Genomic DNA, 24,112 nt, shown 5'->3' on the forward strand with positions numbered 1-24,112 from the left:
GCAGTTTCAGGAGCAAGTTCTCAGGGCCGTCCCCTGATCGGTTCCGTAGCGATGGCCGTGACCGGCGGGGACACCGAGCGAACCGAGCATGTCGACGGTGGTCTGCAAGAACGTGACACCCGGGATCCACTGCGGGATCGGTGCATCTTGCACGGCACGGCTCAGATCCGGTTTCTGTGTCGCGAGGGCAGGCGACCACCACACCACCGGGTCGGAAGTGTTCGCGAGGACGGTTGCGCCGTCCGTTCGTGTCGCGCCCGCCGGGGGACCGGCCCACAACACGTCGCACGCGGTGGTGGGACTGCCCTCGGACAAAGCCTCGGTCAGTGCGGCGCTGCCGCCGACGGCGCCGAGGCTCTGTCCGTAGAGGAACAGGTCCGGTCGATCCTCGGCGGGCATAGCGGCAATGTGGCTGCCGACGGCGGTGAACAGAGCGGTTGCCGATTCTTCGGCGTCGTCGCGGCTGAACAGGAATGTCGCCCAACTGGGTGCGTCGGAGTATTGCTGCCCGACTATTGCGACGTCGCCGCCGAACCGTTGCTCGATACCGTCGACTGCATGCGTGTCGATCCACCCCGATCCGGTCGGAACGGCCACTACGACGCTGTTGCGGGCAAAGCCGCCGACGCGATCGAGTTCGCTCACCGCGAGAGCGGCACGTGATGCAGTGTCGGGTGCCGAATCCAAACCGGCGTAGACACGCACCGAGTCTTCGCCTGCTGCGACGAATTTGCGTCCCTCCGCCCCCATCGACGTCCACGAGATGAGAGATTCGGGGCTGCCTGACACAGAGGCCGAAAGTGGCTGTGTCAGAGCAGTGTCGATGTACGCGTTGGACTTGTCGAACGAATCGGCGAGGCCGTTCCACACGACGGGACCGACTACCAACTGCACCCCGAGAATACCCATGACCAGTGCGCCGACGCTCCGCGCGAAACCCATCCACCGCAGCGCCTTCGAAATTCCGATCCCGATGCCCCAGAGACCAAGTGCGGTCAGTGCTGAAATGCAACCCGCCTCCGCCCAGTGGAGAAGTCCGGCAGACGGTGCGCCCATCGCCGCTCGCAACGAGTTCTGCCAACCGGCGGCGGCGAACATCGCAACTGCGGTGCCGGCAGTCGACAACCCGAACGCGGTGATGCGCCAATGACGTTCGTCGAATCGGGCCTTGACCCGGTCGGGGACGAGCCGACGGGCTACCGCGGAGAACGCCCACATCGCCAGTAGTCCGGCCGCGACGAGCAGACCGCTGAACACCCCTTGTAGTACGGCTGATCGCGGCAGGAGTCCGGGAGCCAGCGAGATGGCGGACATCGCTGCCACGGCGACGCTCGTGGACACGCGGGGGAGTGCGAGCGCCCCGACTCGGGCGAGGACGGGGGTCCGTGACGCATTCAGAACGCTCATGCTGCAATCGCTTTCGGGGAGTAGGAGAACTCGTTCGACGGGTCGAGGCGCCGCGATCGCATCAGGGTGAAGCCGAAGGCGGAGACTGCCAGAACACCGGCCGTGCCGTAACCGAATCCCGATTCCGCGACCGGCGTCAGATAGCTTTGGCGCCAGGAGTTTCCGTTCACAGCCGTGACGGCTACATCGGCCATCGCGAAGCAATACCCTCGTGAGAGAAAGGACGTGCGGTCTTCACACGCGGCATGCATTCGCTGGTCGAGCTGACCGTCGAGGACCTGACGTGCCCACGGCCCCAGTTCCGTTCCGTGCGAATGCGCGTAGCGGAGTAGGTCGTAGCCGAGATCGTGCGCTTTGCAGGCCGAGTCGAATTCGTCGGGAAGTGGGACCGGCGACGAGCAGTCGCCGTGGGGATTGGCGAGGTATCCGTCGACGACGGCGGGGGTGTAACCGGCGAATGCCGCAAAGTCCGCCGGGATGGTGGTCGCAGCGTCAGAGGCATCCGCAGTAGTCACGGTGGCGATCGCCCTGGATGCGTTCGAATTCTCGGTGCGCGGCGACTGGGCTCCGCTCGCTCCGGCAGTGACCGTGATCGCTGCCGTTGCAGCCAGCGCCAGGGCAGCCCAGGTGCCGGCGCTTCGAGAGATGTCTTTCACCCGTGTGATCCGCATGCCGTTCACGCTATGAACGGACAATCCTGACGGTCATCGCTCTGTGGAGGGGTTCTCCGACGCGCATTCGGGTGAGAATTCCCTCCCCTGTGATACCTCGGAGGTAGGGGGATCTCACTCTGCAGTATGAGGACTTTCGGGGTTCGCCTTCATAGGCTTGACGAGTGATCAAGGTCCGTAGGAAGAACAAGGGTGCACCGGATGTGCCCACGCCGACATACGCCACCGCCGGGTCGATGCTGTCCGGCCTCGACGGGGCGGTCGTTCATTCGGAGAAAGTGCGCCGGGCAACCAGTTTCGTGGCCCGCGGTCAGTTCTGGAACATCGTCACCGTAGCGATCACTCTGATCCTCTATTCGATTGCCTGGCCGACACTGCAACTGACGCATCATGTTTCGCCGCCGATCATGCCCTTCGTCGCCGCGTTGGCTGCATTTCCGTTCGTCCTGATCCGGATCAACGCTCCGTTGGGGTGGGCGGTGTCGGCGGTCTCGGCGTTGATCATCCCGTTGGTGTTCGACAACACTCCCGGTTACGACTACCCGTGGCAGGTCGTCCACATCATCGTGCTGATGTCGTTGCTGGCCGCAGTGAGTCTGCGGGCGCCCATTCAGGTTGTCGGTGTCGCCTGGATCGCCACGGTGCTGCTCTTCCTCGGCAACGCCCCGGGAAGCGACGGCGCCGGTTGGGCTGTCGGGCTGAGTGCACTGGTCGTCTTCTGCCTGTTGATCCGCTGGTTGGTCCTCTCGCGCCGCCAGTTGGCCAAGCAGGAGGAAGTCAGTGAACTCGAACGCACTCGACGCACGATCCTCGAGGAGAAGGCGCGGATCGCCCGCGACTTGCACGACATCGTGGCCCACCACATGTCGATGGTGGTCGTGCAAGCTCAGAGTGCGCCGTACAGACTCGATGCAGTCACTCCGGAGATCCGAACCGAATTCGAATCGATAAGTGAGACAGGGCGAGCAGCGCTCAACGAGATCCGCGGCCTCCTCGGAGTCCTGCGCAGCGACGGGGACACCGTGGTGACGGCTCCACAACCGGGCGTCGACCAGTTGGACGAACTGTTGCTCGGCAGTACCCGTGCCGGTTTGCCGGTATCGTGGCGAGTCGACGGCGATCGAGCGTCGGTCTCGGAATCCACGGGCCTTGCGCTCTACCGGATCATTCAGGAGTCGATCACCAACGCGGCCAGGCATTCGCCAGGCGGACCCATCGAGGTCGCCGTGGCCTTCGGTCCGCAATCGGTGAGCGCGCTCGTGAACAACGGACCTTCGCCATTGGGTGGCAATCAGCACTCGGCGTCGGAAACCACTGGTGGCAACGGAATCCGCGGAATGCGTGAGCGGGCTTCGGCGGTGGGCGGCATGCTGTTGGCAAACCGGCGCGAGGACGGAGGGTTCGAGGTCCGGGCCGAGTTGCCGTCGATGCCCGCCTAGGCTGTCCGAGTGCCCATCACAGTATTCATCGCAGACGACCAGGCGATGGTTCGACAAGGGTTCGGAGCCCTACTCTCCGCCCAGCCCGACATCAGCGTGATCGGCGATGCGCCGGACGGCAAGATCGCCGTCGCCGAGGTCGCGCGATTGCGTCCGGATGTGGTCTTGATGGATGTTCGCATGCCCGAGATGAACGGACTCGACGCTGCCCGCCAGATTCTGTCCGCCGGATGGGAACCGCCGGTGCGAGTCCTCATGCTCACCACTTTCGACATCGACGACTACGTCTACGAGGCCCTGAGCGTCGGAGCGAGCGGGTTCATGCTCAAGGACGCACCGGCTGAGGAGCTGATTCGGGCGGTACGCGTCGTTGCCGAAGGGCAGGCTTTGCTGGCGCCGACGGTGACTCGGCGTCTGATTGCCGATGTGACCAGCCGGCGGGCGGCCCCGCGCGCACGGCCCGCAGCGCTGGACGCCCTGACCCCGCGTGAGCGCGAGGTCCTCGAACTGATCGCCCGCGGATTGTCCAACGTCGAGATCGCCGAGCGGCTGTTCGTCGCCGAGCAGACCGTCAAGACCCATGTCGGGAAGGTGCTGTCGAAGCTCGATCTGCGCGATCGCGCCCAGGCAGTCGTGCTGGCGTACGAAAGCGGGCTCGTCACGCCGGGTTAGGGGTCCCGTGCGGCGCGGCGTTGCGGCTCGGCAACGCCGCTATCCTGCGGCAATACCGTGACTGGGGGAAGATGGACACCAAGATCCACAATCCGGTCACGAGAGGTGCTGCACTATGCGAATCGGAATCCTCACGGGCGGCGGCGACTGCCCGGGCTTGAACGCGGTCATCCGCGCCGTCGTACGTACGTCGGCCGGTCGTTACGGCAGTACCGTGGTCGGATTCCGGGACGGCTGGCGAGGATTGCTCGAGGACCGCAAGGTCCCGCTCGACTCCGATGACCGCATCAACCGCATCCTCACCCGCGGTGGCACGATCCTCGGCACCGCTCGCGTGAACCCCGACAAACTCCGTGCGGGCCTCGATCAGATCAAGCAGACTCTCGACGACAACGGGATCGACGTCCTGATCCCGATCGGCGGCGAAGGCACTCTCACCGCGGCCAGTTGGCTTTCCGAGAGCGGCGTACCCGTGATCGGTGTGCCCAAGACGATCGACAACGACATCGATTGCACTGACGTGACTTTCGGTTTCGACACCGCCTTGGCTGTCGCCACCGACGCCATCGACAGGCTCCATACCACGGCCGAATCGCACCAGCGCGTCATGCTCGTCGAGGTCATGGGCCGGCATGCGGGCTGGATCGCGCTGCAGGCCGGACTGGCGTCGGGGGCACACCTGACTCTGGTTCCGGAACAGCCGTTCGACGTCGACGAGGTGTGCGCGATGGTCAAGAAGCGCTTCCAGCGTGGCGACTCCCACTTCATCTGCGTCGTGGCTGAAGGTGCGATGCCCGATCCCGCGTCGATGACCCTGCGCGAAGGTGGCATAGACGAGTTCGGCCACAAGATCTTCACCGGTGTCGCGCAGCAGCTCGGAAACGAGATCGAGCGCCGGATCGGCAAGGAAGTTCGCACCACCGTCCTCGGGCACATTCAGCGCGGTGGCACCCCGACGCCGCACGACCGCATCCTCGCCACTCGCTTCGGCGTTCATGCCACCGACGCAGCTCACCGCGGAGATTTCGGTCAGATGGTCGCGTTGCACGGAACGTCCATCGACCTCGTTCCGCTCGCCGAGGCGACCCGCAAACTCAAGACGGTGCCCAAGGAGCGCTACGAGGAGGCAGCCGCATTCTTCGGCTGAGCCGCAGACGCATAAACTGATCACCATGACTGCTGTCGATGCGCCCGACATCCTCGATTACGACGAAGTACTGACCAAGTACGAGCCTGTGATGGGTATGGAGGTGCACGTAGAACTCGGCACCGCGACCAAGATGTTCTGCCCGTGCCCCACCGAGTTCGGTGCCGAACCCAATACCCAGGTGTGCCCGGTCTGTCTGGGCATGCCCGGTTCGTTGCCGGTGGTGAACGCAGCCGCTGTCGAGTCCGCGATCCGGATCGGCCTTGCGCTCAACTGCTCCATCACGCCGTGGGGCCGATTCGCTCGCAAGAACTACTTCTACCCGGATCAGCCGAAGAACTACCAGATCTCCCAGTACGACGAGCCGATCGCAACCGAGGGTTACCTCGACGTGATCCTCGACGACGGCACGACGTGGCGCGTCGAGATCGAGCGCGCCCACATGGAGGAGGACACCGGTAAGTCCCTCCACGTGGGTGGCGCTACCGGTCGTATCCACGGTGCCAGCCATTCGCTGCTCGACTACAACCGTGCGGGCGTTCCGTTGGTGGAGATCGTCACCAAGACCATCCACGGTGCCGGTGAGCGCGCCCCCGAGGTTGCTCGCGCGTACGTCACGGCGCTTCGTGATCTGCTGAAGTCCCTCGACGTCTCCGACGTCCGCATGGATCAGGGATCGATGCGCTGCGACGCCAACATCTCCCTCATGCCGATCGGTTCCACCGAACTGGGGACCCGCACCGAGACCAAGAACGTCAACTCCCTCAAGAGCGTCGAGGTCGCAGTTCGCTACGAAATGCGCCGTCAGGCAGCAGTTCTCGACGCCGGCGGTGAGGTCATCCAGGAGACCCGCCATTTCCAGGAAGGCGACGGCACCACCGCAGCGGGACGCCGGAAGGAAACGGCCGAGGACTACCGCTACTTCCCGGAACCGGATCTCGAGCCCGTCGCTCCGAGCGCCGAGTGGGTCGAAGAACTGCGCGGTACCTTGCCGGAGCTTCCCTGGATTCGCCGTGCGCGGATCCAGAAGGACTGGGGAATCTCCGACGAGGTCATGCGCGACCTCGTCAACGCCGGTGCCATCGATCTGGTGATCGCGACCACCGAGGCCGGTGCTTCGCCCGAGGCAGCGCGCTCCTGGTGGCTGTCCTACCTGTCACAGCAGGCGAACACCCGTGGCGTCGAACTCGGCGCTCTGCCGATCACCCCGGCGCAGGTTGCCCAGGTCGTAGCTCTCATCGACAGCGGCAAGCTCAACAACAAAGTGGCTCGCCAGGTCGTCGATCACGTCCTCGACGGCGAGGGTGACCCGGAGCAGGTTGTCGCGGCCCACCCGGAGTTGGTCGTCGAACGTGACGAAACCAAGCTCAAGGCAGCCGTCGACGAAGCGCTCGCAGCGAACCCCGACATCGCGGACAAGATTCGCAGTGGCAAGGTGCAGGCCGCCGGAAAGATCGTCGGCGACGTCATGAAGGCCACTCGTGGACAGGCAGACGCGGCTCGTGTGAAGGAACTTGTCATCGAGGCGTGCAGCTAGCGCACACTGAATTTCTGACACTGATGCCCGGCCGAATCGAATTCGCCCGGGCATCAGTGTTTTTCGCTGTCGTTTTGCCGCTGTCGGTCTACAGACCAGGGACCACAACCGCGCGGCCGCTGAGCGTTCCGGCGGCCAGTCGTCGATACGCTTCGGCGCCGTTGTCGAGACTGAAGGTCTCCACCGCGATGTCGAAGATGCCGGCGTGCGCCAGGTCGATCAATTCGATCAGCTCGTTGCGGGCACCCCAGTACGGAACTGTCACAGAAGCCTCGTAAGGACTTTGGAAGAACCCGACTTTGGCATGGGCCTGCCCGTCGCCGATCCCGACGATCGTGACGTCCGATCCGACGCCGGCGACAGCCATCGCGGTGTCGATGGTGGGCTGATAGCCGACGAAGTCGAGAACCAGTGCGGCGCCCTGACTTCCGGTGATCCTGCGGACGTTCTCGGCCGCGTCCTTGTCGGACAGAACCACTTCGTGAGCGCCTACCTTGGTTGCCAGTTCGAGCTTGTCCGCGCTCACGTCGAGTGCGATGACGGTTGCTGCCGAGAGGTGGCGGAGGAGTTGGATGGCGACATGGCCGAGACCGCCGGTACCGATGACGACGGCGTACGAGCCACCGCGAAGTTTCGGCAGTGAACGCTTGATCGCGTGATACGGAGTCAGACCGGCGTCGGTCAGCGGCACCGTCTTGACCGGATCGAGGTCGCCGATCGGGACGAGGTGGCGAGGTGAATCGACGATCATGAATTCGGCCAACGCGCCGGGTGCACCGAGACCAGGAGGATTGATGCCGAGTTCTTTTGCTCGAGAACAGTAGTTTTCGAGTCCTTGCGAGCAGTGCCAACAGCTGCCACAGCCCCAGGGTCCGTAGACGACGACATTGGTTCCGATGTCGAGCCCTTCGACGCCCTCGCCGACGGCGGCGACCCGGCCGGCGCCCTCGTGGCCGAGCGTGAGAGGAAGGCCGTAGGTGTACTGCTCCTCGGGCAGGCTCATGATGAAGTCGTCCGAGTGGCAGACGCCGGCAGCGGTGACTTCCAGGAGCACTTCACCTGGACCGGGCTCGGGTTTGGGAATCTCCGTGAGTTCGGGTTCTGCGCCGATTCTCGTGTACTGGATTGCCTTCATACCGACTCCTTTGTCGTGGTTGGGCCAACCGGTCCTGGCGAATGCGTGGTGTTTAGCCCCGCTAACAAAAGAGTACGCATCTGTGCATGTTCGGTCACGGGATCCGTGACCGAACAGACATGGCGGCTCAGTCGATCCCGCCGCTGCCACTCGGCATCGGGATCTTGACCACCTTGTCGTCGTTCGGACCCGGCTCGCCCGCGGTTTTGTTTATCGTGCTCGCCCACATCAAACCGTCGGATCCGAGTGCCAAACCGCCCAGCTGGCCGTACGTGTCTTTCGCCACTGCCGACGGCGCGGTCGTGACGGCACCTGTTCCTGGATCTGCGGCCAGCGCCGAGATCGCTTTGCCGGCCCCCAGCGCGACAGCTACCACTCCCTGCGCCGCGATGCACCCGCCGACTCCGGGTCGGTCGGGCCACGTCCACGCGGGGGATGTCACCGTGCCGTCGGCGCCGACGCGTTGGAGGCGATCCTCGAGAGTGGTTCGGTCCGTGACCCACGTCGCGATTCCCGGATCGACGCACACGCCGCCGCCGTTTCCGATTCCGGACAGAACAACTTCCGGGCGAGGCGGCGCAGCGTTGGGTGTCAGCGATCGGACCCGCAAGAGTTTCCCCGCCAACGAGGCGGGATCCTGAGCAACCGCGGGGTTTCCGGTATCGCCTGTCAGAACCATGAGCTGGTCCGGGGCCGCGAACTCCAGTGACCCGCCGTTGCCGCTCGCGCCGCGCGGGATTCCACCGAGTACTTCCTTGGCGGTGTCACCCGGAGCGATGCGGACCACCCGGTTGTCCGTTCCGGTGGTGACGTAGGCATAGATCAGGTTGTCTTCGACAAACGTGGGGGAGAGTGCGATGTCGAGAAGGCCGCCGTCACCGCTGCCGTCGACGTCGATCTTGGCTACCTCGACCGGTGTCGTGTTGGGAGCTACCTGCATGATCCGGCCGGTCCGCCGTTCGGCGACCAGTCCGGAGTTCCCGTCCGGGAGTGTGACGAGCCCACCCGTGGTGTCGAGACAGGTTGCGATCACGGCGGTGTCGGCATCCTGACACGGTCCGAGGGGGCCGGTCCGCGGCGCCGGCGGCGTGGTCGACGGCGGCGGGTTCTCCGGCTGCACTTCCGCGCTGGCCTGGTTGGTCGGTTCGGGTGTGAACGGCGAGGCAGTCGATTCGTCGAAGTCGGCGCAACCTGCGAGCAACGATGTCCCGAGCACCAGCGCCAGTGCGCCCAGCGCTGCATGCCTACCCGTAGTCATGCCCAAGACGTTACGTAATGCACGGCAGATGCCGCCACGCCGGACCAAGGTTCCCCGTCGAGTTCGTGAATCGGTCATAGGCTCACCTACGTGACTGACGAGCGAAAAGATCCCAGCGAGTTGTCGGATGCGGACAAGCCGACGGGCAATGTGTCCAGTCCGTATGATTCGCCCACCGAACAATTTCCGACGGTGAGCGCCAAGAATCCGTTGCCGCGGACCGACGACGATCTCGATTTCGGTTCCACGAACGCCAACTCCCTGACCGAACAGATACCGACATACCGAGCACCTGGCGCGGATCAGCCGACCGTGGCTCTCGAGCGTGAGACGGCGTACGACGCTCCGATCGCCGCCGTTCCCACCGCCGAAGCCGTGGCAGGTACAACTGAGTCTCCGCGGGGCCGAGGCACTCTCGACCTCGGGTTGCTTGCACTGCGATTGGCCGTCGGTGGAACTGCGTTGGTGCACGGTCTGCAGAAATTGACCGGTATCTGGAACGGGCCGGGGCTGAACGGGTTCGAGTCGATGCTGGCGGACGCCGGGTTCCAGCAGGCGAAGTGGATGGCGATACTCGGCGCCGTCGGTGAAGTCGCAGGTGGCGCCCTCCTGATCCTCGGGTTGCTGACTCCCGTTGCGGCAGCGTCGGTTCTGGCGGTGATGATCAATGCGTGGGCGCTGCGTCAGGCGAGCGCACCCGGCCTGGAGTACTTCGCCCCGGCCGGGACCGAGTACGAGATGCTGCTCGGAATCTGTGCGGGCGTCATCATTTTGACGGGACCAGGTCGTATTGCGCTCGACGGTCGTCGTGGCTGGGCAACTCGTCCGTTTATCGGATCGCTCGTGGTTTTGATCCTCGGTATCGCTGCCGGCGTCTGCACCTGGATCTTCCTGAACGGTGCCAATCCGCTCATCTGAAACTCGCGCCGTCGAACCAACGAACCGCCGCTCTCCGAATCGGAGAGCGGCGGTTCGTTTGTGAAGGATCAGTCCTTGACGAGTACCGGGTCGGCGTTCGCGGACGGGATGGCCGTTCCGTCCTTGAGCTTGCGACCGAGGACCGACTTGCGGTGACCGTAGGCGAAGTACACGAGCACACCGATGGCCATCCAGACGAGGAACCGGATCCAGGTCTCGACCGAGAGGTTGAGCATCAGCCAACCGCAGGCGAGCACGGCGACGATCGGAACGAACGGCACCAGCGGGACGCGGAATCCGCGCGGCAGGTCGGGGCGGGTGCGGCGAAGGACGATGACACCGACACAAACCAGGACGAAGGCGAACAGCGTTCCGATGTTGACCATCTCTTCGAGCGTGCCCATGGGGAAGAACGCTGCCAGGACGGCAACGATGCCACCGACGATCAACGTGATGCGCATCGGGATGCCCTTGGCGTTGGTCTTGGCCAGGCTGCGCGGCATGAGGCCGTCACGGGACATGGCGAAGAGGACGCGGGTCTGGCCGAGCATCATGACCATGACAACTGTCGTGAGGCCGGCCAGGCCACCGAAGTTGATGGCGGTTTGTGCCCAACCAATGCCGTTGGCCTCGAATGCGGTTGCGAGGGTGGCGCTGGAATCGCCGACCAACGGACTGCCGTCCTTGAGTTCGGTGTACTTGACCATGCCGGTCAGTACGAGCGTGACGGCAACGTAGAGAACCGTGACGATGGCGAGCGAGCCGAAGATTCCTCGCGGCAACGACTTCTGCGGGTTCTTGGTTTCCTCGGCGGTGGTGGCGACGACGTCGAAACCGATGAAGGCAAAGAACACGAGGCTGGCTGCGGCGAGCAATCCGTAAGCGCCGTAGCTACTTCCGCCTGCGCCGGTCAGCCAGGAGAACAGGGTCTGATGGATTCCGCTTGCAGAACTCTCGGTTCCTTCGGACGGCGGGATGAAGGGGGAGTAGTTCTCCTTCTTGATGTAGAACGCGCCCACGACGATGACGAGCAGGACTACTGCGATCTTGATCGCGGTGATGATCGCGGAGACTCGCGAGGAAACCTTGGTGCCGATCGCGAGGATCAGCGTGATCGCGCCGATGATGAGCAGAGCGCCCCAGTCGAAGCTGATCGAACCGATGTGGGCGGTGGTGCTTCCGCTGGCCCCGATGACGTTGCCGAGGTACAGCGACCAGCCCTTGCCGACGACGGCGGAGGCGAGAGCGAACTCGAGAATGAGGTCCCAGCCGATGATCCAGGCGGCGAACTCCCCGAACGTGGCGTAGGAGAACGTGTATGCGCTGCCTGCGACGGGGACGGTGGAGGCGAACTCCGCGTAACACAGCGCGGCGAGGCCACAGGCGATGGCAGCGAGAACGAATGCCAGTGAAATGGAGGGTCCTGCGACATTGCCTGCGGTTCGAGCAGTCAGCGTGAAGATACCTGCGCCGATGACGACGGCGACTCCGAATACCGTGAGGTCCTTCGCGGTCAGTTCCTTCTTGAGCTTTGTCTCAGGCTCGTCGGTGTCCGCGATCGATTGCTCGACGGATTTGGTGCGCCATATGCCGACTCCGGGCATGTATTGCTCCTTGGTTGTTTCCCGTCGACCTTGTGGGTGACGGGCGGTGGCTGACTGTCGTCGTTGTGATGTGCGTCTCAGCGACCTGATGAGGGAACCACTGGTGAGCGCCGTGTGCAAGTCGGCTCGCTCGAACTGACCGAAATGATCACCTGACTGAAAGTCATCCCCCCTCATGTATCTGAATTGATCAGCTGGTGTCTGAAACCCTACGTCCAAGTGAATTCGCTCACGAGCCGGACGCGCGATTCGGTCTGAAATGTCTGATAGCTCATATCGTTCCGTTGGTGCTCCGCGTGTCGCCCGGTTATTCGGTACCTGTCGGTCGGTCTTGCTGTCGATGAGTTGCACTGTCGCTGTGCCAGCACGTCCCATTTCACCCGTATCGGGGCGACAGGCGAGAGGACCAACGCGTACCTGGATCCGATCGAGCGTCGATCACGCGTCGTGGCAGAGTGTCTCGGCGACGGGATGATCGGATTGGGTTGTGGTTCAAGCTCATACAGCACCGGAGGAAGTACGGCGTGTTCGGACGCAGTCGGTCCCGCGTTCTTCTCCGAGGTGACATGAACCCGACTCTGTCGACCCTCTGCCGTGGCCCGTTGGCGAGCATTCTCGTGGAGCTGAGTTGGTTGCCGCACGTCCGACTGCCCGAAAACCTTGTGTGACTGTCACATCGGCTACGCGCGTCTCGAGCCGCACGCACGCTTACAGAAAAGATCCCCGGCCGAAAGGCGGCCGGGGATCTTTTTCGATTCGTGGCAGAACTTACGGAACGTAGCGAACCGCGCCCTTGTCGGCGGACGTTGCCAGAGCGGCGTAGGCGCGCAGTGCTGTCGTCACGGTGCGCTGACGATCGACCGGCTGCCACGGGCGCTCCGAGGCCTCCATCTTTGCGCGTCGCTCGGCGAGGACGTCGTCGTCGACCAGGATCTCGAGCGTGCGCGAGGCGACGTCGATGCGAACCTGATCGCCGTTCTGGACGAGACCGATGATTCCGCCTGCGGCAGCCTCGGGGGAGATGTGACCGATGGACAGCCCGGAGGTTCCGCCCGAGAAACGACCGTCGGTGATCAGTGCGCATTCCTTACCGAGGCCTGCGCCCTTGAGGAAGGCAGTGGGGTGCAGCATTTCCTGCATGCCGGGGCCGCCCTTGGGGCCTTCGTAACGCACGACGAGAACGTCGCCGGCCTTGATCTTCTTCTGCAAGATGACCGAGACGGCTTCTTCTTGGGATTCGACGACGAGCGCCGGGCCCTGGAAGGAAAACAGTTCCTCGTCGATGCCGGCCGTCTTGAGGATTGCGCCGTCGAGTGCGATGTTGCCACGCAGGACAACCAAGCCGCCTTCGACGGTGTAGGCGTTCTCGACGTCGCGGATACAGCCGCCGGCCGCATCGGTGTCGAGGGCAGACCAACGGTTGTCCGTGGAGAACGGTTCGATGGTGCGCACGCCGCCGGGAGCCGCGTGGAAGAGTTCGATTGCCTCGTCGGTTGCCTTGCCGGAGCGGATGTCCCAGTCGTCGAGCCACTGGTCGAAGCTCTTGGTGTGCACGGTGGACACGTCGGTTTCGAGGAGTCCGCCGCGGCGAAGCTCACCGAGCAGGGCGGGGATTCCGCCGGCGCGGTGGACGTCTTCCATGTGGTAGTCCGAGTTGGGAGAGACCTTGGACAGGCACGGAACCTTTCGGCTGATCGCGTCGATGGTGTCGAGGTCGAAGTCGACCTCGCCTTCCTGCGCCGCAGCCAGCGTGTGCAGGACGGTGTTGGTGGAACCGCCCATGGCGACGTCGAGAGCCATCGCGTTGCGGAACGCTGCCGGGGTCGCGATGTTGCGTGGCAGCACCGACTCGTCGCCGTCGCGGTAGTACTTGAGGGCAGCCTCGACCACGGTGGTGCCCGCACGAGAGAAGAGTGCGTGACGAGCCTTGTGAGTTGCCAGCGTGGAGCCGTTGCCCGGCAATGCGAGGCCGAGGGCCTCCGTCAGGCAGTTCATGGAATTGGCGGTGAACATTCCGGAGCAGGACCCGCATGTCGGGCACGCGCTGCGCTCGACCTCGTCGAGGCCCGCGTCGGACACGGCATCGTTGGCAGAGGCGGAGATCGCGGTGATGAGGTCGGTGGGGGCTTGGGCCACGCCGCCGACGACCACTGCCTTACCGGCCTCCATCGGACCACCGGAGACGAAGACGGTCGGGATGTTGAGACGCATTGCAGCGTTGAGCATGCCGGGAGTGATCTTGTCGCAGTTGGAGATACACACCAGTGCGTCGGCTGTGTGGGCGTTTGCCATGTACTCGACCGAGTCGGCGATGATCTCGCGGCTCGGGAGCGAGTAGAGCATTCCGCCGTGGCCCATTGCGATGCCGTCGTCGACTGCGATGGTGTGGAACTCACGAGCGACGCCGCCGGCCGCACTGATGGCCTCGGCAACGATCTCGCCCACGTTCTTGAGATGCACGTGGCCGGGTACGAACTGGGTGTACGAGTTCGCTACGGCGACGATCGGCTTTCCGAAGTCGGAATCCGTCATTCCTGTGGCGCGCCACAGGGATCGGGCTCCGGCAGCATTACGTCCGATGGTGGTGGTGCGTGACCTCAACGGGGGCATGGGCGTGTTCCTTATGTGATCGTTGCTGGTCCACTCAAATAGAAGCGAGGGCCTTTCAACGCTACTCGCGTGCTACGGGCGCTTCTCTTCGGGCTGGTCCTGTGTGTTCTCGGCGACCTCTGCTTCTGCTTCTGCAGCTGCTTCTTCCTCTTCGGCTTCCTTGGCGGCGAAGGCTTCTGCGGCAGATGCATAGGGATCGGTGATGCGGCCGCCGCTGGCGATCGCGATCTCGGGAAGCCTGACGAAGCTGACCGCAGGCAGGGTCACCTCGGTTCCGTCGGTGAGTTCCGCGCGCGCCCAACTCCGCTTCGGGAAGCGGAAACCCTTGACGTCGTCCCAGGCGAGGGTGCGCTTGGAGAACGTCGAGCGGACCTCGAGGCCGTCAGGGCTGACGGTGGTGCGCAGTCGCGCGACGAGATAGACGGCGATGATCGGAAGGATCAGCAACCAGCTGAAGGCGACGGGCCACCCGAAGATCGGGAAGCTGACCGCGAACAGAAGGAACGCGCACGCCATGTAAGCGAGCTGCGAAATGCGGATGACGTGCCGAAGTGGTTTCGGCGTGTGGGATGATTGAGCCGGTGGCACGGGCTGCTGCGAAGTTGACACCTCTACATCTTCGCATTGCAGCCGATGTATCTCAGATTCTGGGACGGTCGACTCACCAAGTTTGCCGTTCGCGACTAGCGCCTCTACTGTCGAGTGCGTGAAACAGAATGAGTTGCTCGTAATCGGCCGGCGCGTCGTCGCCTGAGTCGATTTTTCAACTCACCAGATAACGACGCGCCACCCTCGCTCAGCAGATGCTGACGGGGGTTTTTTGTTGCCCGGAGCCAGAATCAGAGGATTTCCCAGTGAGCGCACCAACAGCACGGCCTCAACCCACGCCGCGCAAGTCAGGGACACCGAGCCCGACAACCGCGGCTGCCGCAACCCAGACGGCCAACCGTCGCCAGCTCCCGCCTGAGCGGGTAACCGGCGCGCAGTCTGTGGTTCGAGCCCTCGAAGAGCTCGAGGTCGACACGGTATTCGGCATTCCCGGCGGTGCCGTGCTCCCGGTTTACGACCCACTCTTCGATTCGGTCAAGGTTCGCCACGTGCTCGTGCGCCACGAGCAGGGTGCAGGCCACGCTGCCACCGGTTACGCCCAGGCGACCGGCAAGGTCGGCGTCTGCATGGCTACCTCGGGTCCCGGTGCGACCAACCTGGTCACGCCACTGGCCGACGCGCAGATGGACTCCGTTCCGATCGTGGCGATCACCGGACAGGTGGCGCGCTCGCTGATCGGTACCGACGGCTTCCAGGAAGCCGACATCTCAGGCATCACCATGCCGGTCACCAAGCACAACTTCCTGATCACCGACGCGATCGACATCCCGCGCATCATGGCCGAGGCCTTCTACCTCGCGGCCAGCGGTCGCCCCGGCGCCGTCCTGGTCGATATCCCCAAGGACATCCTGCAGTCGCAGACCACGTTCTCGTGGCCGCCGGAGATGCGTCTGCCGGGCTACCGCCCGGTGACCAAGCCGCACGGCAAGCAGGTTCGTGAAGCTGCACGTCTGATCGCCGACGCCAAGTCGCCGGTTCTGTACGTCGGTGGCGGCGTCATCAAGTCCGACTCCTCGCCGGAGCTGCTCGAATTGGCCGAGCTGACCGGTATCCCCGTCGTCACCACGCTGATGGCCCGCGGCGCGTTCCCGGACAGCCACGACCTCAACTGCGGTATGCCGGGAATGCACGGCACCGTTGCTGCGGTCGCCGCTCTGCAGCGCAGCGATCTCCTGATCACCCTCGGTGCGCGTTTCGACGACCGCGTCACGGGTCAGCTGGATTCCTTCGCGCCCGATGCCAAGGTCATCCACGCCGACATCGATCCGGCCGAGATCGGCAAGAACCGCTACGCGGACGTTCCGATCGTGGGCGACTGCAAAGAGGTCATCACCGAACTCATCGAGGCGATTCGCGCCGACATGGCCACGGGCACCACGTTCGATCTCTCGGAGTGGTGGGCGTACCTGAACGACATCCGTCGTACGTACCCGCTGAGCTACGACCGTCCCACCGACGGTCAGCTGAGCCCGGAGTACGTGATCCAGACCGTCGGCAAGCTCGCCGGACCGGATGCCATCTACTGCGCCGGCGTCGGTCAGCATCAGATGTGGGCCGCGCAGTTCGTCGGTTACGAGAAGCCGCGCACGTGGCTCAACTCGGGCGGACTCGGCACCATGGGGTACGCGGTTCCCGCAGCCATGGGTGCCAAGATGGGCATGCCCGACACCGAGGTGTGGGCGATCGACGGCGACGGCTGCTTCCAGATGACCAATCAGGAACTCGCAACCTGTGCCCTCGAAGGTATCCCGATCAAGGTTGCCCTCATCAACAACGGCAACCTCGGCATGGTGCGTCAGTGGCAGACACTCTTCTACGAAGAGCGCTACTCCAACACCAACCTCGGAACGCACGGCGCCATCCGCATCCCGGACTTCGTGAAGCTCGCAGAAGCATTGGGCTGCCACGGAATTCGTGTCGAGCGTGAAGAAGATGTCGAAGCTGCGATCCGTGAGGCGCAGTCCATCAACGACAAGCCTGTCGTGATCGACTTCATCGTCACCGCCGACGCACAGGTGTGGCCGATGGTCGCTGCCGGAACGAGCAACGACGAAATCATGGCGGCCCGGGGCATCCGGCCGCTGTTCGACGACGACGAGGCAGTTGCCGAGCCCGCCGTCATCCACGAAGCCATGTCACGCGAGCAAGCCGGACCCGCCGCGGGCACAGGGGAGGATCAGAAGTGAGCACCAGTCACACCCTCAGTGTTCTCGTCGAGGACAAGCCAGGCGTGCTGGCTCGCGTCTCCGCACTTTTCTCCCGCCGCGGATTCAACATCGAATCCCTTGCGGTGGGCGGAACCGAGATCCCCGAGATCTCACGTATGACCATCGTCGTCACGGTCGACGAGTTCCCTCTCGAGCAGGTGACGAAGCAGCTCAACAAGCTGATCAACGTCATCAAGATCGTCGAGCAGGACGGTGAAGCATCCGTCGCTCGCGAGCTCGTGCTCATCAAGGTGCGCGCTGATGCAAGCGTGCGCACGCAGGTCATCGAAACGGTGAACCTGTTCCGCGCCAAGGTGATCGACGTCTCTCCGGAGTCCGTCACCATCGAGGCGACCGGTACTCGGTCCAAGCTGGATGCACTGCTGCGGATGCTTGATCCGTACGGTATCCGGGAGATCGTTCAGTCCGGGGTCGTGGCAGTCGGTCGAGGGCCGAAGTCGATCACGGCCACCCGCTAGTACTTTTAGACACGTAAAAATCCAAGGAGAGGTTGAGAACTGTGGCAGTCGAGATGTTCTACGACGACGATGCCGATCTGTCGATCATTCAGGGCCGCAAGGTTGCTGTGATCGGCTACGGAAGCCAGGGCCACGCCCATTCGCTGAGCCTGCGTGACTCGGGCGTCGATGTGCGCATCGGCCTCAAGGAAGGCTCGAAGTCGCGTGAGAAGGCTGAAGAGCAGGGGCTGACGGTCGGTACGCCGGCAGAGGTTTCCGAGTGGGCCGACGTCATCATGGTGCTCGCACCTGACACCGCTCAGGCGAGCATTTTCACCAATGACATCGAGCCGAACCTCAAGGACGGCGACGCGCTGTTCTTCGGTCACGGCCTGAACATTCACTTCGACCTGATCAAGGCTCCGGAGTTCGTCACCGTCGGCATGGTCGCCCCCAAGGGCCCCGGCCACCTGGTGCGTCGTCAGTTCGTCGACGGCAAGGGCGTTCCCGCGCTCATCGCCATCGACCAGGATCCCAAGGGTGAAGGCCAGGCTCTCGCTCTGTCCTACGCCAAGGGCATCGGCGGAACCCGCGCAGGCGTCATCAAGACCACGTTCAAGGAAGAGACCGAGACGGACCTCTTCGGCGAGCAGGCCGTGCTCTGCGGCGGCACCGAGGAACTGGTCAAGACCGGTTTCGAGGTCATGGTCGAGGCCGGCTACGCACCCGAGATGGCGTACTTCGAGGTTCTGCACGAGCTCAAGCTCATCGTCGACCTCATGTACGAGGGTGGCATCGCCCGCATGAACTACTCGGTGTCCGACACCGCTGAGTTCGGTGGATACCTCTCCGGCCCGCGCGTCATCGACGCCGACACCAAGGAGCGCATGAAGGCGATCCTGGCCGACATCCAGTCCGGCGAGTTCACCCGTCGTCTGGTTGCCAACGTCGAGAACGGCAACACCGAGCTCGAGGGCCTGCGCAAGGCCAACGCCGAGCACCCCATCGAGGTCACCGGCAAGAAGCTGCGCGACCTGATGAGCTGGGTCGATCGTCCGATCACCGAAACCGCGTAATTCGCAGTTTCACGCTCCACGTCTCCACTGGCCTGATGCCGCGCCGGTTCAATTACGTTGAACCAGCGCGGCATTGGGCCGGAGTCGTTTTCCGGGTCGTCTGAGTCCGGATTCATATTCCATCGAGAATTTGCCCGCGAAAGTGTCCACTATGTGGTATTGCCTACCGCGTTGTGGATTCCAAGTGAGCGCGCACTAAACTATCGGTGGTTAAACCACCTTCACACCCACCTAATCAGGGAGTTTGCACGTGAGCCAGCCTGGCCGTCCCGTTGTTCTGATCGCCGACAAGCTCGCGCCGTCCACAGTCGAGGCGCTCGGTGACGGTGTGGAGGTGCGTTGGGTCGACGGACCCGACCGCCCGGCGCTGCTCGCCGCGGTACCCGAGGCCGACGCGATTCTCGTCCGTTCCGCCACCACCGTCGACGCCGAGGTTCTGGCTGCCGGCACCAAGCTGAAGATCATCGGCCGCGCCGGTGTCGGCCTGGACAACGTCGAGATCCCCGCAGCCACCGAGCGCGGCGTGATGGTCGTCAACGCACCGACCTCCAACATTCACTCCGCTGCCGAGCACGCTGTCGCGCTCCTCATGTCGACCGCTCGCCAGATTCCCGCAGCAGACAAGACTCTGCGTGAGAACACCTGGAAGCGAAGCAAGTTCAACGGTGTCGAGATCCTCGGCAAGACCGTCGGTGTCGTCGGACTGGGCCGCATCGGCCAGCTCTTCGCGCAGCGTCTCGCTGCGTTCGAGACCACGATCATCGCGTACGACCCCTACCTGCCCGCAGCGCGCGCAGCGCAGCTCGGCATCGAACTGGTCACCATCGACGAGCTCGTCGAGCGCGCCGACTTCATCTCCGTGCACCTGCCCAAGACCAAGGAAACGGCCGGCCTGATCAACGCCGAGCGCCTCGCCAAGGCCAAGGACGGCGTCATCATCGTCAACGCCGCTCGCGGTGGTCTGATCGACGAAGATGCGCTCTACGACGCACTCGTCTCCGGCAAGGTCCGCGGCGCCGGTCTCGACGTGTTCAGCACCGAGCCGTGCACCGATTCCAAGCTCTTCGAGCTCGACAACGTCGTTGTCACCCCGCACCTCGGAGCATCGACGTCCGAGGCTCAGGACCGCGCAGGCATCGACGTGGCGAAGAGTGTTCTCCTCGCTCTGGCAGGCGAATTCGTTCCCGAGGCTGTCAACGTCTCCGGCGGCCCCGTGGGCGAAGAAGTTGCTCCGTGGCTCGAGCTCGTCCGCAAGCTCGGTCTCCTCGCTGCGACGTTGTCGCCCGAAGCTGTGCAGACCGTGCAGGTTGTCGCCACCGGCGAGCTGTCTGCCGAAACCGTCGACATCCTCGGCCTGGCTGCACTACGCGGCGTGTTCTCCGCCAGCAGCGATGAGGCCGTCACGTTCGTCAACGCTCCGGCACTGGCCGAGCAGCGCGGCGTGACCGTGTCGGTCGAGAAGCACTCCGAGGCTCTTGCTCACCGCAGCGCGGTCGAGGTGCGTGCAGTTGCCGCCGACGGTACGGTCACGTCGGTCACGGGCGCACTCACCGGTCTGCAGCAGGTCGAGAAGATCGTCAACATCAACGGACGCAGCTTCGACCTGCGCGCCGAGGGCCACAACATCGTCGTTCACTACAGCGATCGCCCGGGCGTTCTCGGTGTCCTCGGCACCGTCCTCGGAAACGCGGGCGTCGACATCCTCGCAGCAGCACTGAGCCAGGATGCCGAAGGCGAAGGCGCAACTGTCATCTTGCGCGTCGATCGCGTCGTCGGTGACGCCGAGGTCGAGGCAATCGTCTCGCAGCTCGACGCTCGCGTCGCCCAGGTCGACCTTTCCTGATTGTTTTTGCTGTGCGCCTTTATCAACCGCCCGCGGTTGATAAAGGCGCACAGTTCTACTGAGATGAGGACTCCATGAAGCTTGCGGTCATTCCGGGTGACGGAATCGGCGTCGAGGTCACAGCCGAAGCGCTCAAGGTGCTCGGCAAGTTGGTTCCGGATCTGGAAACCACCGAATACGATCTCGGTGCCCGTCGCTACAACGCCACCGGCGAGTTGCTCCCGGCGGACGAGCTGGACCAGATTCGTCAGCACGACGCAATCCTGTTGGGCGCCATCGGTGATCCGCGGATCGTCGCACCCGGCATCCTCGAGCGTGGTCTGCTGCTGAACATGCGCTTCCAGCTCGATCATCACGTGAATCTTCGCCCCGCACAGCTGTATCCGGGTGCGCTGTCGCCGTTGGCGGCCCAGCCGGAGATCGACTTCGTCGTGGTTCGTGAAGGCACCGAGGGTCCGTACACCGGAAACGGTGGAGCGATCCGCGTCGGCACCGATCACGAGATCGCAACCGAGGTGTCGATCAACACCTGGTTCGGGGCCGAGCGCGTGGTGCGTTACGCATTTGCCTTGGCGCAGACCCGGTCCAAGCACCTCACCTTGATTCACAAGACCAACGTGCTCTCCAACGCGGGCGCAATCTGGACGCGTGCAATCGAGACCGTCGGTGCCGAGTTCCCGGACGTCGAAACCGCGTACTGCCACATCGACGCGGCCACGATCTACATGGTCACCGACCCGTCGCGCTTCGACGTGATCGTCACGGACAACCTCTTCGGTGACATCATCACCGACCTCGCCGGCGCCGTAACCGGTGGCATCGGTTTGGCCGCAAGCGGAAACATCGATGCCTCGGGTACCAACCCGTCGATGTTCGAGCCCGTTCACGGCAGTGCTCCGGACATCGCCGGCAAGGGAATCGCTGATCCCACCGCCGCGATCCTCTCGGCCGCACTGCTTCTTCGCCATCTCGGACGCGAGGACGACGCCGCTCGGGTAGAGGCTGTGGTCGCTGCCGACCTGGCTACCCGCGGCGAAGGTCCCATCTCCACAACGGAGATCGGCGACCGGATCACTGCAGCGCTGTAAGGAATTCTTTCACGAGACTGACGCGCGTGAGCCTTTCGGCTTGCGCGCGTCAGTCGTTTCCGGCACCCCGATAGACTGGCCGGCATGCGTCTTGGTCGAATTGCCAGTCCCGATGGTGTTGCGTTCGTCAGTATCGAAGGTGAAGAGGATGCCCTCGTCGCCAAGGAAATTGCGGAGCACCCGTTCGGGAACCCCACATTTACCGGCCGAAGTTGGCCGCTCGCCGATGTCCGTCTGCTGGCTCCGATTCTCGCCAGCAAGGTGATCTGCATCGGCAAGAATTATGCAGATCACATCGCGGAGATGGGCGGAGAGGCTCCCGCGGACCCCGTGATCTTCCTCAAGCCCAACACGTCCATAGTTGGCCCGGGTGCCCCGATCGTCTTGCCTCCCACCTCGAACGAGGTGCACTTCGAGGGTGAACTCGCGGTCGTCATCGGTCAACCGTGCAAGGACGTTCCGGCGGCGAAGGCGTTGAGCGTGGTCCTCGGTTACACGATCGCCAACGACGTGTCGGCGCGAGATCATCAGCGTCACGACGGGCAGTGGACGCGCGCGAAGGGCCACGACACTTTCTGCCCACTCGGCCCCTGGATCGAAACCAGTCTGGATGCGTCCGACGTCGACATCAAGACCGAGGTGAACGGCCAGGTCAAGCAGGACAGCAGCACGGCTTTTCTCCTCCACGACATTCCGAAGATCATCGAGTGGATCTCGGCGGTGATGACTCTCTTGCCTGGCGACGTCATCCTCACCGGCACCCCCGCCGGAGTAGGCCCGATCGTCGACGGCGATTCCGTGTCGGTCACGGTCTCGGGGATCGGCACGCTCACGAACCCGGTGACCGCCAAGAGCTGATCCTGACCCGGTTCGTTCAGTCACGCGACTACGGAGGCCCCATCCAACCGGATGGGGCCTCCGTCGTGGTGTGAGGTCGAGAGGTGTCTGTCGCAGAAAAGTTGCAAGATGGTAACTATCGCCAGTGGATTGATCGGGATTGCCAACCGACTCGAAGAAATCAGGCTCCGGGACTGACCTGCGGGTTTCATGACCCAGGCGAAGCTTCGCCTCTGATCCTCCTGGCGTTATGTCGGATTTGGCCAGGTTGGGAGAGTTCGCCATACGGTTTGCTGTCGCGGCCCGTAACAGACCAAATTCCCTGAAATGTAACGCTGAGCAGTAGGGTGACCGATAACTGGATAGAAGCCGATGGGGCAATCGAGTGGATTGCGCAGAAACGTGGTGATACATGACGACCTTCGCGGAAGCCTCCCGGACAGCGGCAGGGCAAGCGCGGAACGGGCAGCGGCCGGTGTGGCGAGACAAGAAGCGCTACCTGTGGCCACTGGGTTTGCTGGTTCCTCTCAGCCCGTTCGCTGCGTGGTTCCTGGTCGACAAATTCAGTCTCGGGCTCTTCTGGGCCATCGGGGCGTGGCTGATCGTCATCGTCATTCCCCTGATCGATCTCCTGGCGGGCGAGGACGGTAACAGCCCACCGGACGAAGCGATCCCTGAATTGCAAGAGGATCGTTTCTACCGCTGGTGCACGTACTTGTTCCTGCCCCTCCAATACGTCGGGCTGGTGTTCGTCGCGTGGTGTTGGGTGAACGCGCCGATGGCGGCGGGGGAGAAGTTCGCGCTCGCGATGACTGCCGGCGTGGTTGCCGGTGTGGGGATCAACGCGGCGCATGAATTGGGGCACAAGAGTGAGAAGCTCGAGAAGTGGCTCGCGAAAGTAGCGCTCGCGCAGTCCTTCTACGGCCATTTCTACGTCGAACACAACCATGGTCACCACGTCCGCGTCGCGACGCCGGAGGATCCGGCCAGCTCGCGGTACAAGGAAAACTTCTGGTTCTTCTTGCCTCGCAGCGTCATCGGCGGCCTGCGCTCGGGATGGCGGATCGAAAGCGCTCGTCTGAGGCGTCAGGGGAGACGGACGTGGAGTTACCGCAACAACATCCTGAACGCGTGGGCGATGAGTGTGGTTCTGTTCGGCAGTCTGATCGCCGCGTTCGGCTGGGAAATTGCGCCGTGGCTCGCCGTTCAGGCAATTGCAGGCTTCACGTTCCTCGAGACCGCCAACTATCTCGAGCACTACGGCTTGCTACGTGCGAAGCGGCCTGACGGCTCGTACGTCCGGTGCTCGCCCGAGGACAGCTGGAACAGCGACCACGTCGTCAGCAATCTGTTCCTCTATCAACTTCAGCGTCACAGCGACCATCACGCGAATCCGCGTCTGCGGTACCAGAGCCTGCGAAGTGCGGCCGAAGCGCCGCAACTTCCAGCGGGTTACGCAGTCATGATCGTCTGCGCGTGGGTGCCGCCGCTGTGGCGAAAGGTCATGGACAAGCGACTGCTGGCCTACTACGACGGCGACATGACACGCATCAACGTCCTGCCGGGTAAGTGATCGGCCGGATGGAGGAAGCGCTG

19 protein-coding genes are annotated in these 24,112 nt (G+C 63.7%); 12 read left to right on the forward strand and 7 right to left on the reverse strand.

The genetic code is table 11. The features are described from left to right. Nucleotides 1-6: 6 nt before the first annotated feature. Nucleotides 7-1,407: an alpha/beta-hydrolase family protein gene (locus ACN50D_RS01955; protein ID WP_211920402.1), complete on the reverse strand. Its 1,401-nt coding sequence runs from the start codon at nt 1,405-1,407 to the stop codon at nt 7-9. Then, entirely contained in the window at nt 1,404-2,078 is a 675-nt protein-coding gene (locus ACN50D_RS01960) for a hypothetical protein (protein ID WP_083057481.1), read from the reverse strand. The genes ACN50D_RS01955 and ACN50D_RS01960 overlap by 4 nt, the downstream gene beginning before the upstream one ends. A gap of 164 nt (nt 2,079-2,242) precedes the next feature. Here ACN50D_RS01960 and ACN50D_RS01965 point away from each other — a divergent pair, with 164 nt between their 5' ends. The 4 genes from ACN50D_RS01965 (at nt 2,243) to gatB (ending at nt 6,873) form a co-directional block, all read left to right on the forward strand. Beyond that, nucleotides 2,243-3,517, forward strand: coding sequence for a sensor histidine kinase (locus ACN50D_RS01965; RefSeq protein ID WP_211920400.1), 1,275 nt, complete (start codon nt 2,243-2,245; stop codon nt 3,515-3,517). Between the two features lie 9 nt (nt 3,518-3,526). Further along, nucleotides 3,527-4,189, forward strand: coding sequence for a response regulator (locus tag ACN50D_RS01970; RefSeq protein ID WP_007729374.1), 663 nt, complete (start codon nt 3,527-3,529; stop codon nt 4,187-4,189). Nucleotides 4,190-4,304: 115 nt separating this feature from the next. Next, complete coding sequence (locus ACN50D_RS01975; RefSeq protein ID WP_019747919.1) at nt 4,305-5,336, forward strand: ATP-dependent 6-phosphofructokinase; 1,032 nt, start codon at nt 4,305-4,307, stop codon at nt 5,334-5,336. Nucleotides 5,337-5,361: 25 nt separating this feature from the next. Next, nucleotides 5,362-6,873, forward strand: coding sequence for an Asp-tRNA(Asn)/Glu-tRNA(Gln) amidotransferase subunit GatB (gatB, locus tag ACN50D_RS01980; RefSeq protein WP_007729370.1), 1,512 nt, complete (start codon nt 5,362-5,364; stop codon nt 6,871-6,873). 88 nt (nt 6,874-6,961) lie between these two features. Here gatB and ACN50D_RS01985 read toward each other — a convergent pair whose 3' ends face one another. Both ACN50D_RS01985 and ACN50D_RS01990 read right to left on the reverse strand, forming a co-directional pair. After that, the gene (locus tag ACN50D_RS01985; RefSeq protein ID WP_042447438.1) at nt 6,962-8,008 is read right to left on the reverse strand and encodes an NAD(P)-dependent alcohol dehydrogenase; all 1,047 of its coding nucleotides are present in this window, start codon (nt 8,006-8,008) and stop codon (nt 6,962-6,964) included. Nucleotides 8,009-8,135: 127 nt separating this feature from the next. Beyond that, nucleotides 8,136-9,266 (reverse strand): PQQ-dependent sugar dehydrogenase, encoded by a 1,131-nt coding sequence (locus ACN50D_RS01990; RefSeq protein ID WP_003944688.1) that lies wholly within the window; start codon nt 9,264-9,266, stop codon nt 8,136-8,138. Nucleotides 9,267-9,356: 90 nt separating this feature from the next. Between ACN50D_RS01990 and ACN50D_RS01995 the strand changes: the two genes are divergently transcribed. Next, complete coding sequence (locus tag ACN50D_RS01995) at nt 9,357-10,184, forward strand: DoxX family protein (protein WP_003944742.1); 828 nt, start codon at nt 9,357-9,359, stop codon at nt 10,182-10,184. Nucleotides 10,185-10,252: 68 nt separating this feature from the next. On the opposite strand, the gene ACN50D_RS02000 is transcribed toward ACN50D_RS01995, so the two are convergent. The 3 genes from ACN50D_RS02000 to ACN50D_RS02010 form a co-directional block, all read right to left on the reverse strand. After that, a complete protein-coding gene (locus ACN50D_RS02000) occupies nt 10,253-11,788 on the reverse strand; it encodes an amino acid permease (RefSeq protein WP_003944693.1) in 1,536 nt (511 codons plus the stop codon). A gap of 768 nt (nt 11,789-12,556) precedes the next feature. Next, nucleotides 12,557-14,398 carry a dihydroxy-acid dehydratase gene (ilvD, locus tag ACN50D_RS02005; protein ID WP_070162233.1) on the reverse strand — a complete coding sequence of 614 codons (1,842 nt, stop codon included), beginning with the start codon at nt 14,396-14,398 and terminating at the stop codon, nt 12,557-12,559. Between the two features lie 72 nt (nt 14,399-14,470). Then, nucleotides 14,471-14,986 (reverse strand): PH domain-containing protein, encoded by a 516-nt coding sequence (locus tag ACN50D_RS02010; protein WP_211920599.1) that lies wholly within the window; start codon nt 14,984-14,986, stop codon nt 14,471-14,473. A 266-nt stretch (nt 14,987-15,252) separates the two neighbouring features. Between ACN50D_RS02010 and ACN50D_RS02015 the strand changes: the two genes are divergently transcribed. The 7 genes from ACN50D_RS02015 to ACN50D_RS02045 all read left to right on the forward strand — a co-directional run bounded on the left by ACN50D_RS02015 (nt 15,253) and on the right by ACN50D_RS02045 (nt 24,089). Next, nucleotides 15,253-17,193, forward strand: a complete 1,941-nt coding sequence (locus ACN50D_RS02015) for an acetolactate synthase large subunit (RefSeq protein WP_037131672.1) — start codon at nt 15,253-15,255, stop codon at nt 17,191-17,193. Beyond that, entirely contained in the window at nt 17,190-17,693 is a 504-nt protein-coding gene (gene ilvN, locus ACN50D_RS02020; protein WP_003944718.1) for an acetolactate synthase small subunit, read from the forward strand. The genes ACN50D_RS02015 and ilvN overlap by 4 nt, the downstream gene beginning before the upstream one ends. Before the next feature lie 53 nt (nt 17,694-17,746). Beyond that, nucleotides 17,747-18,748: a ketol-acid reductoisomerase gene (gene ilvC / locus ACN50D_RS02025; protein WP_030535412.1), complete on the forward strand. Its 1,002-nt coding sequence runs from the start codon at nt 17,747-17,749 to the stop codon at nt 18,746-18,748. Between the two features lie 250 nt (nt 18,749-18,998). After that, complete coding sequence (gene serA / locus ACN50D_RS02030) at nt 18,999-20,591, forward strand: phosphoglycerate dehydrogenase (protein WP_003944758.1); 1,593 nt, start codon at nt 18,999-19,001, stop codon at nt 20,589-20,591. A gap of 74 nt (nt 20,592-20,665) precedes the next feature. Continuing rightward, the gene (locus ACN50D_RS02035) at nt 20,666-21,679 is read left to right on the forward strand and encodes a 3-isopropylmalate dehydrogenase (RefSeq protein WP_003944691.1); all 1,014 of its coding nucleotides are present in this window, start codon (nt 20,666-20,668) and stop codon (nt 21,677-21,679) included. An 84-nt stretch (nt 21,680-21,763) separates the two neighbouring features. Next, nucleotides 21,764-22,537, forward strand: a complete 774-nt coding sequence (locus ACN50D_RS02040; protein WP_003944722.1) for a fumarylacetoacetate hydrolase family protein — start codon at nt 21,764-21,766, stop codon at nt 22,535-22,537. A 391-nt stretch (nt 22,538-22,928) separates the two neighbouring features. After that, nucleotides 22,929-24,089: an alkane 1-monooxygenase gene (locus ACN50D_RS02045; RefSeq protein WP_030535413.1), complete on the forward strand. Its 1,161-nt coding sequence runs from the start codon at nt 22,929-22,931 to the stop codon at nt 24,087-24,089. Nucleotides 24,090-24,112: the final 23 nt, after the last annotated feature.

Origin of the sequence: Rhodococcus sp. SB1D, assembly GCF_048573875.1 — a bacterium.
Lineage (GTDB): Bacteria > Actinomycetota > Actinomycetes > Mycobacteriales > Mycobacteriaceae > Rhodococcus_F > Rhodococcus_F qingshengii.

What these genes read in the sequence shown, in the direction of transcription:
- ACN50D_RS01960 (WP_083057481.1), bottom strand. Translation starts at nt 2,078, where the DNA reads ATGCGGATCACACGGGTGAAAGACATCTCTCGAAGCGCCGGCACCTGG.
- ACN50D_RS02045 (WP_030535413.1), top strand. Translation starts at nt 22,929, where the DNA reads ATGACGACCTTCGCGGAAGCCTCCCGGACAGCGGCAGGGCAAGCGCGG.
- gatB (WP_007729370.1), top strand. Translation starts at nt 5,362, where the DNA reads ATGACTGCTGTCGATGCGCCCGACATCCTCGATTACGACGAAGTACTG.
- ACN50D_RS01985 (WP_042447438.1), bottom strand. Translation starts at nt 8,008, where the DNA reads ATGAAGGCAATCCAGTACACGAGAATCGGCGCAGAACCCGAACTCACG.
- ACN50D_RS01975 (WP_019747919.1), top strand. Translation starts at nt 4,305, where the DNA reads ATGCGAATCGGAATCCTCACGGGCGGCGGCGACTGCCCGGGCTTGAAC.
- ACN50D_RS02040 (WP_003944722.1), top strand. Translation starts at nt 21,764, where the DNA reads ATGCGTCTTGGTCGAATTGCCAGTCCCGATGGTGTTGCGTTCGTCAGT.
- ACN50D_RS01990 (WP_003944688.1), bottom strand. Translation starts at nt 9,266, where the DNA reads ATGACTACGGGTAGGCATGCAGCGCTGGGCGCACTGGCGCTGGTGCTC.
- ilvC (WP_030535412.1), top strand. Translation starts at nt 17,747, where the DNA reads ATGTTCTACGACGACGATGCCGATCTGTCGATCATTCAGGGCCGCAAG.
- ACN50D_RS01955 (WP_211920402.1), bottom strand. Translation starts at nt 1,407, where the DNA reads ATGAGCGTTCTGAATGCGTCACGGACCCCCGTCCTCGCCCGAGTCGGG.
- ilvD (WP_070162233.1), bottom strand. Translation starts at nt 14,398, where the DNA reads ATGCCCCCGTTGAGGTCACGCACCACCACCATCGGACGTAATGCTGCC.
- ACN50D_RS02035 (WP_003944691.1), top strand. Translation starts at nt 20,666, where the DNA reads ATGAAGCTTGCGGTCATTCCGGGTGACGGAATCGGCGTCGAGGTCACA.
- ACN50D_RS02000 (WP_003944693.1), bottom strand. Translation starts at nt 11,788, where the DNA reads ATGCCCGGAGTCGGCATATGGCGCACCAAATCCGTCGAGCAATCGATC.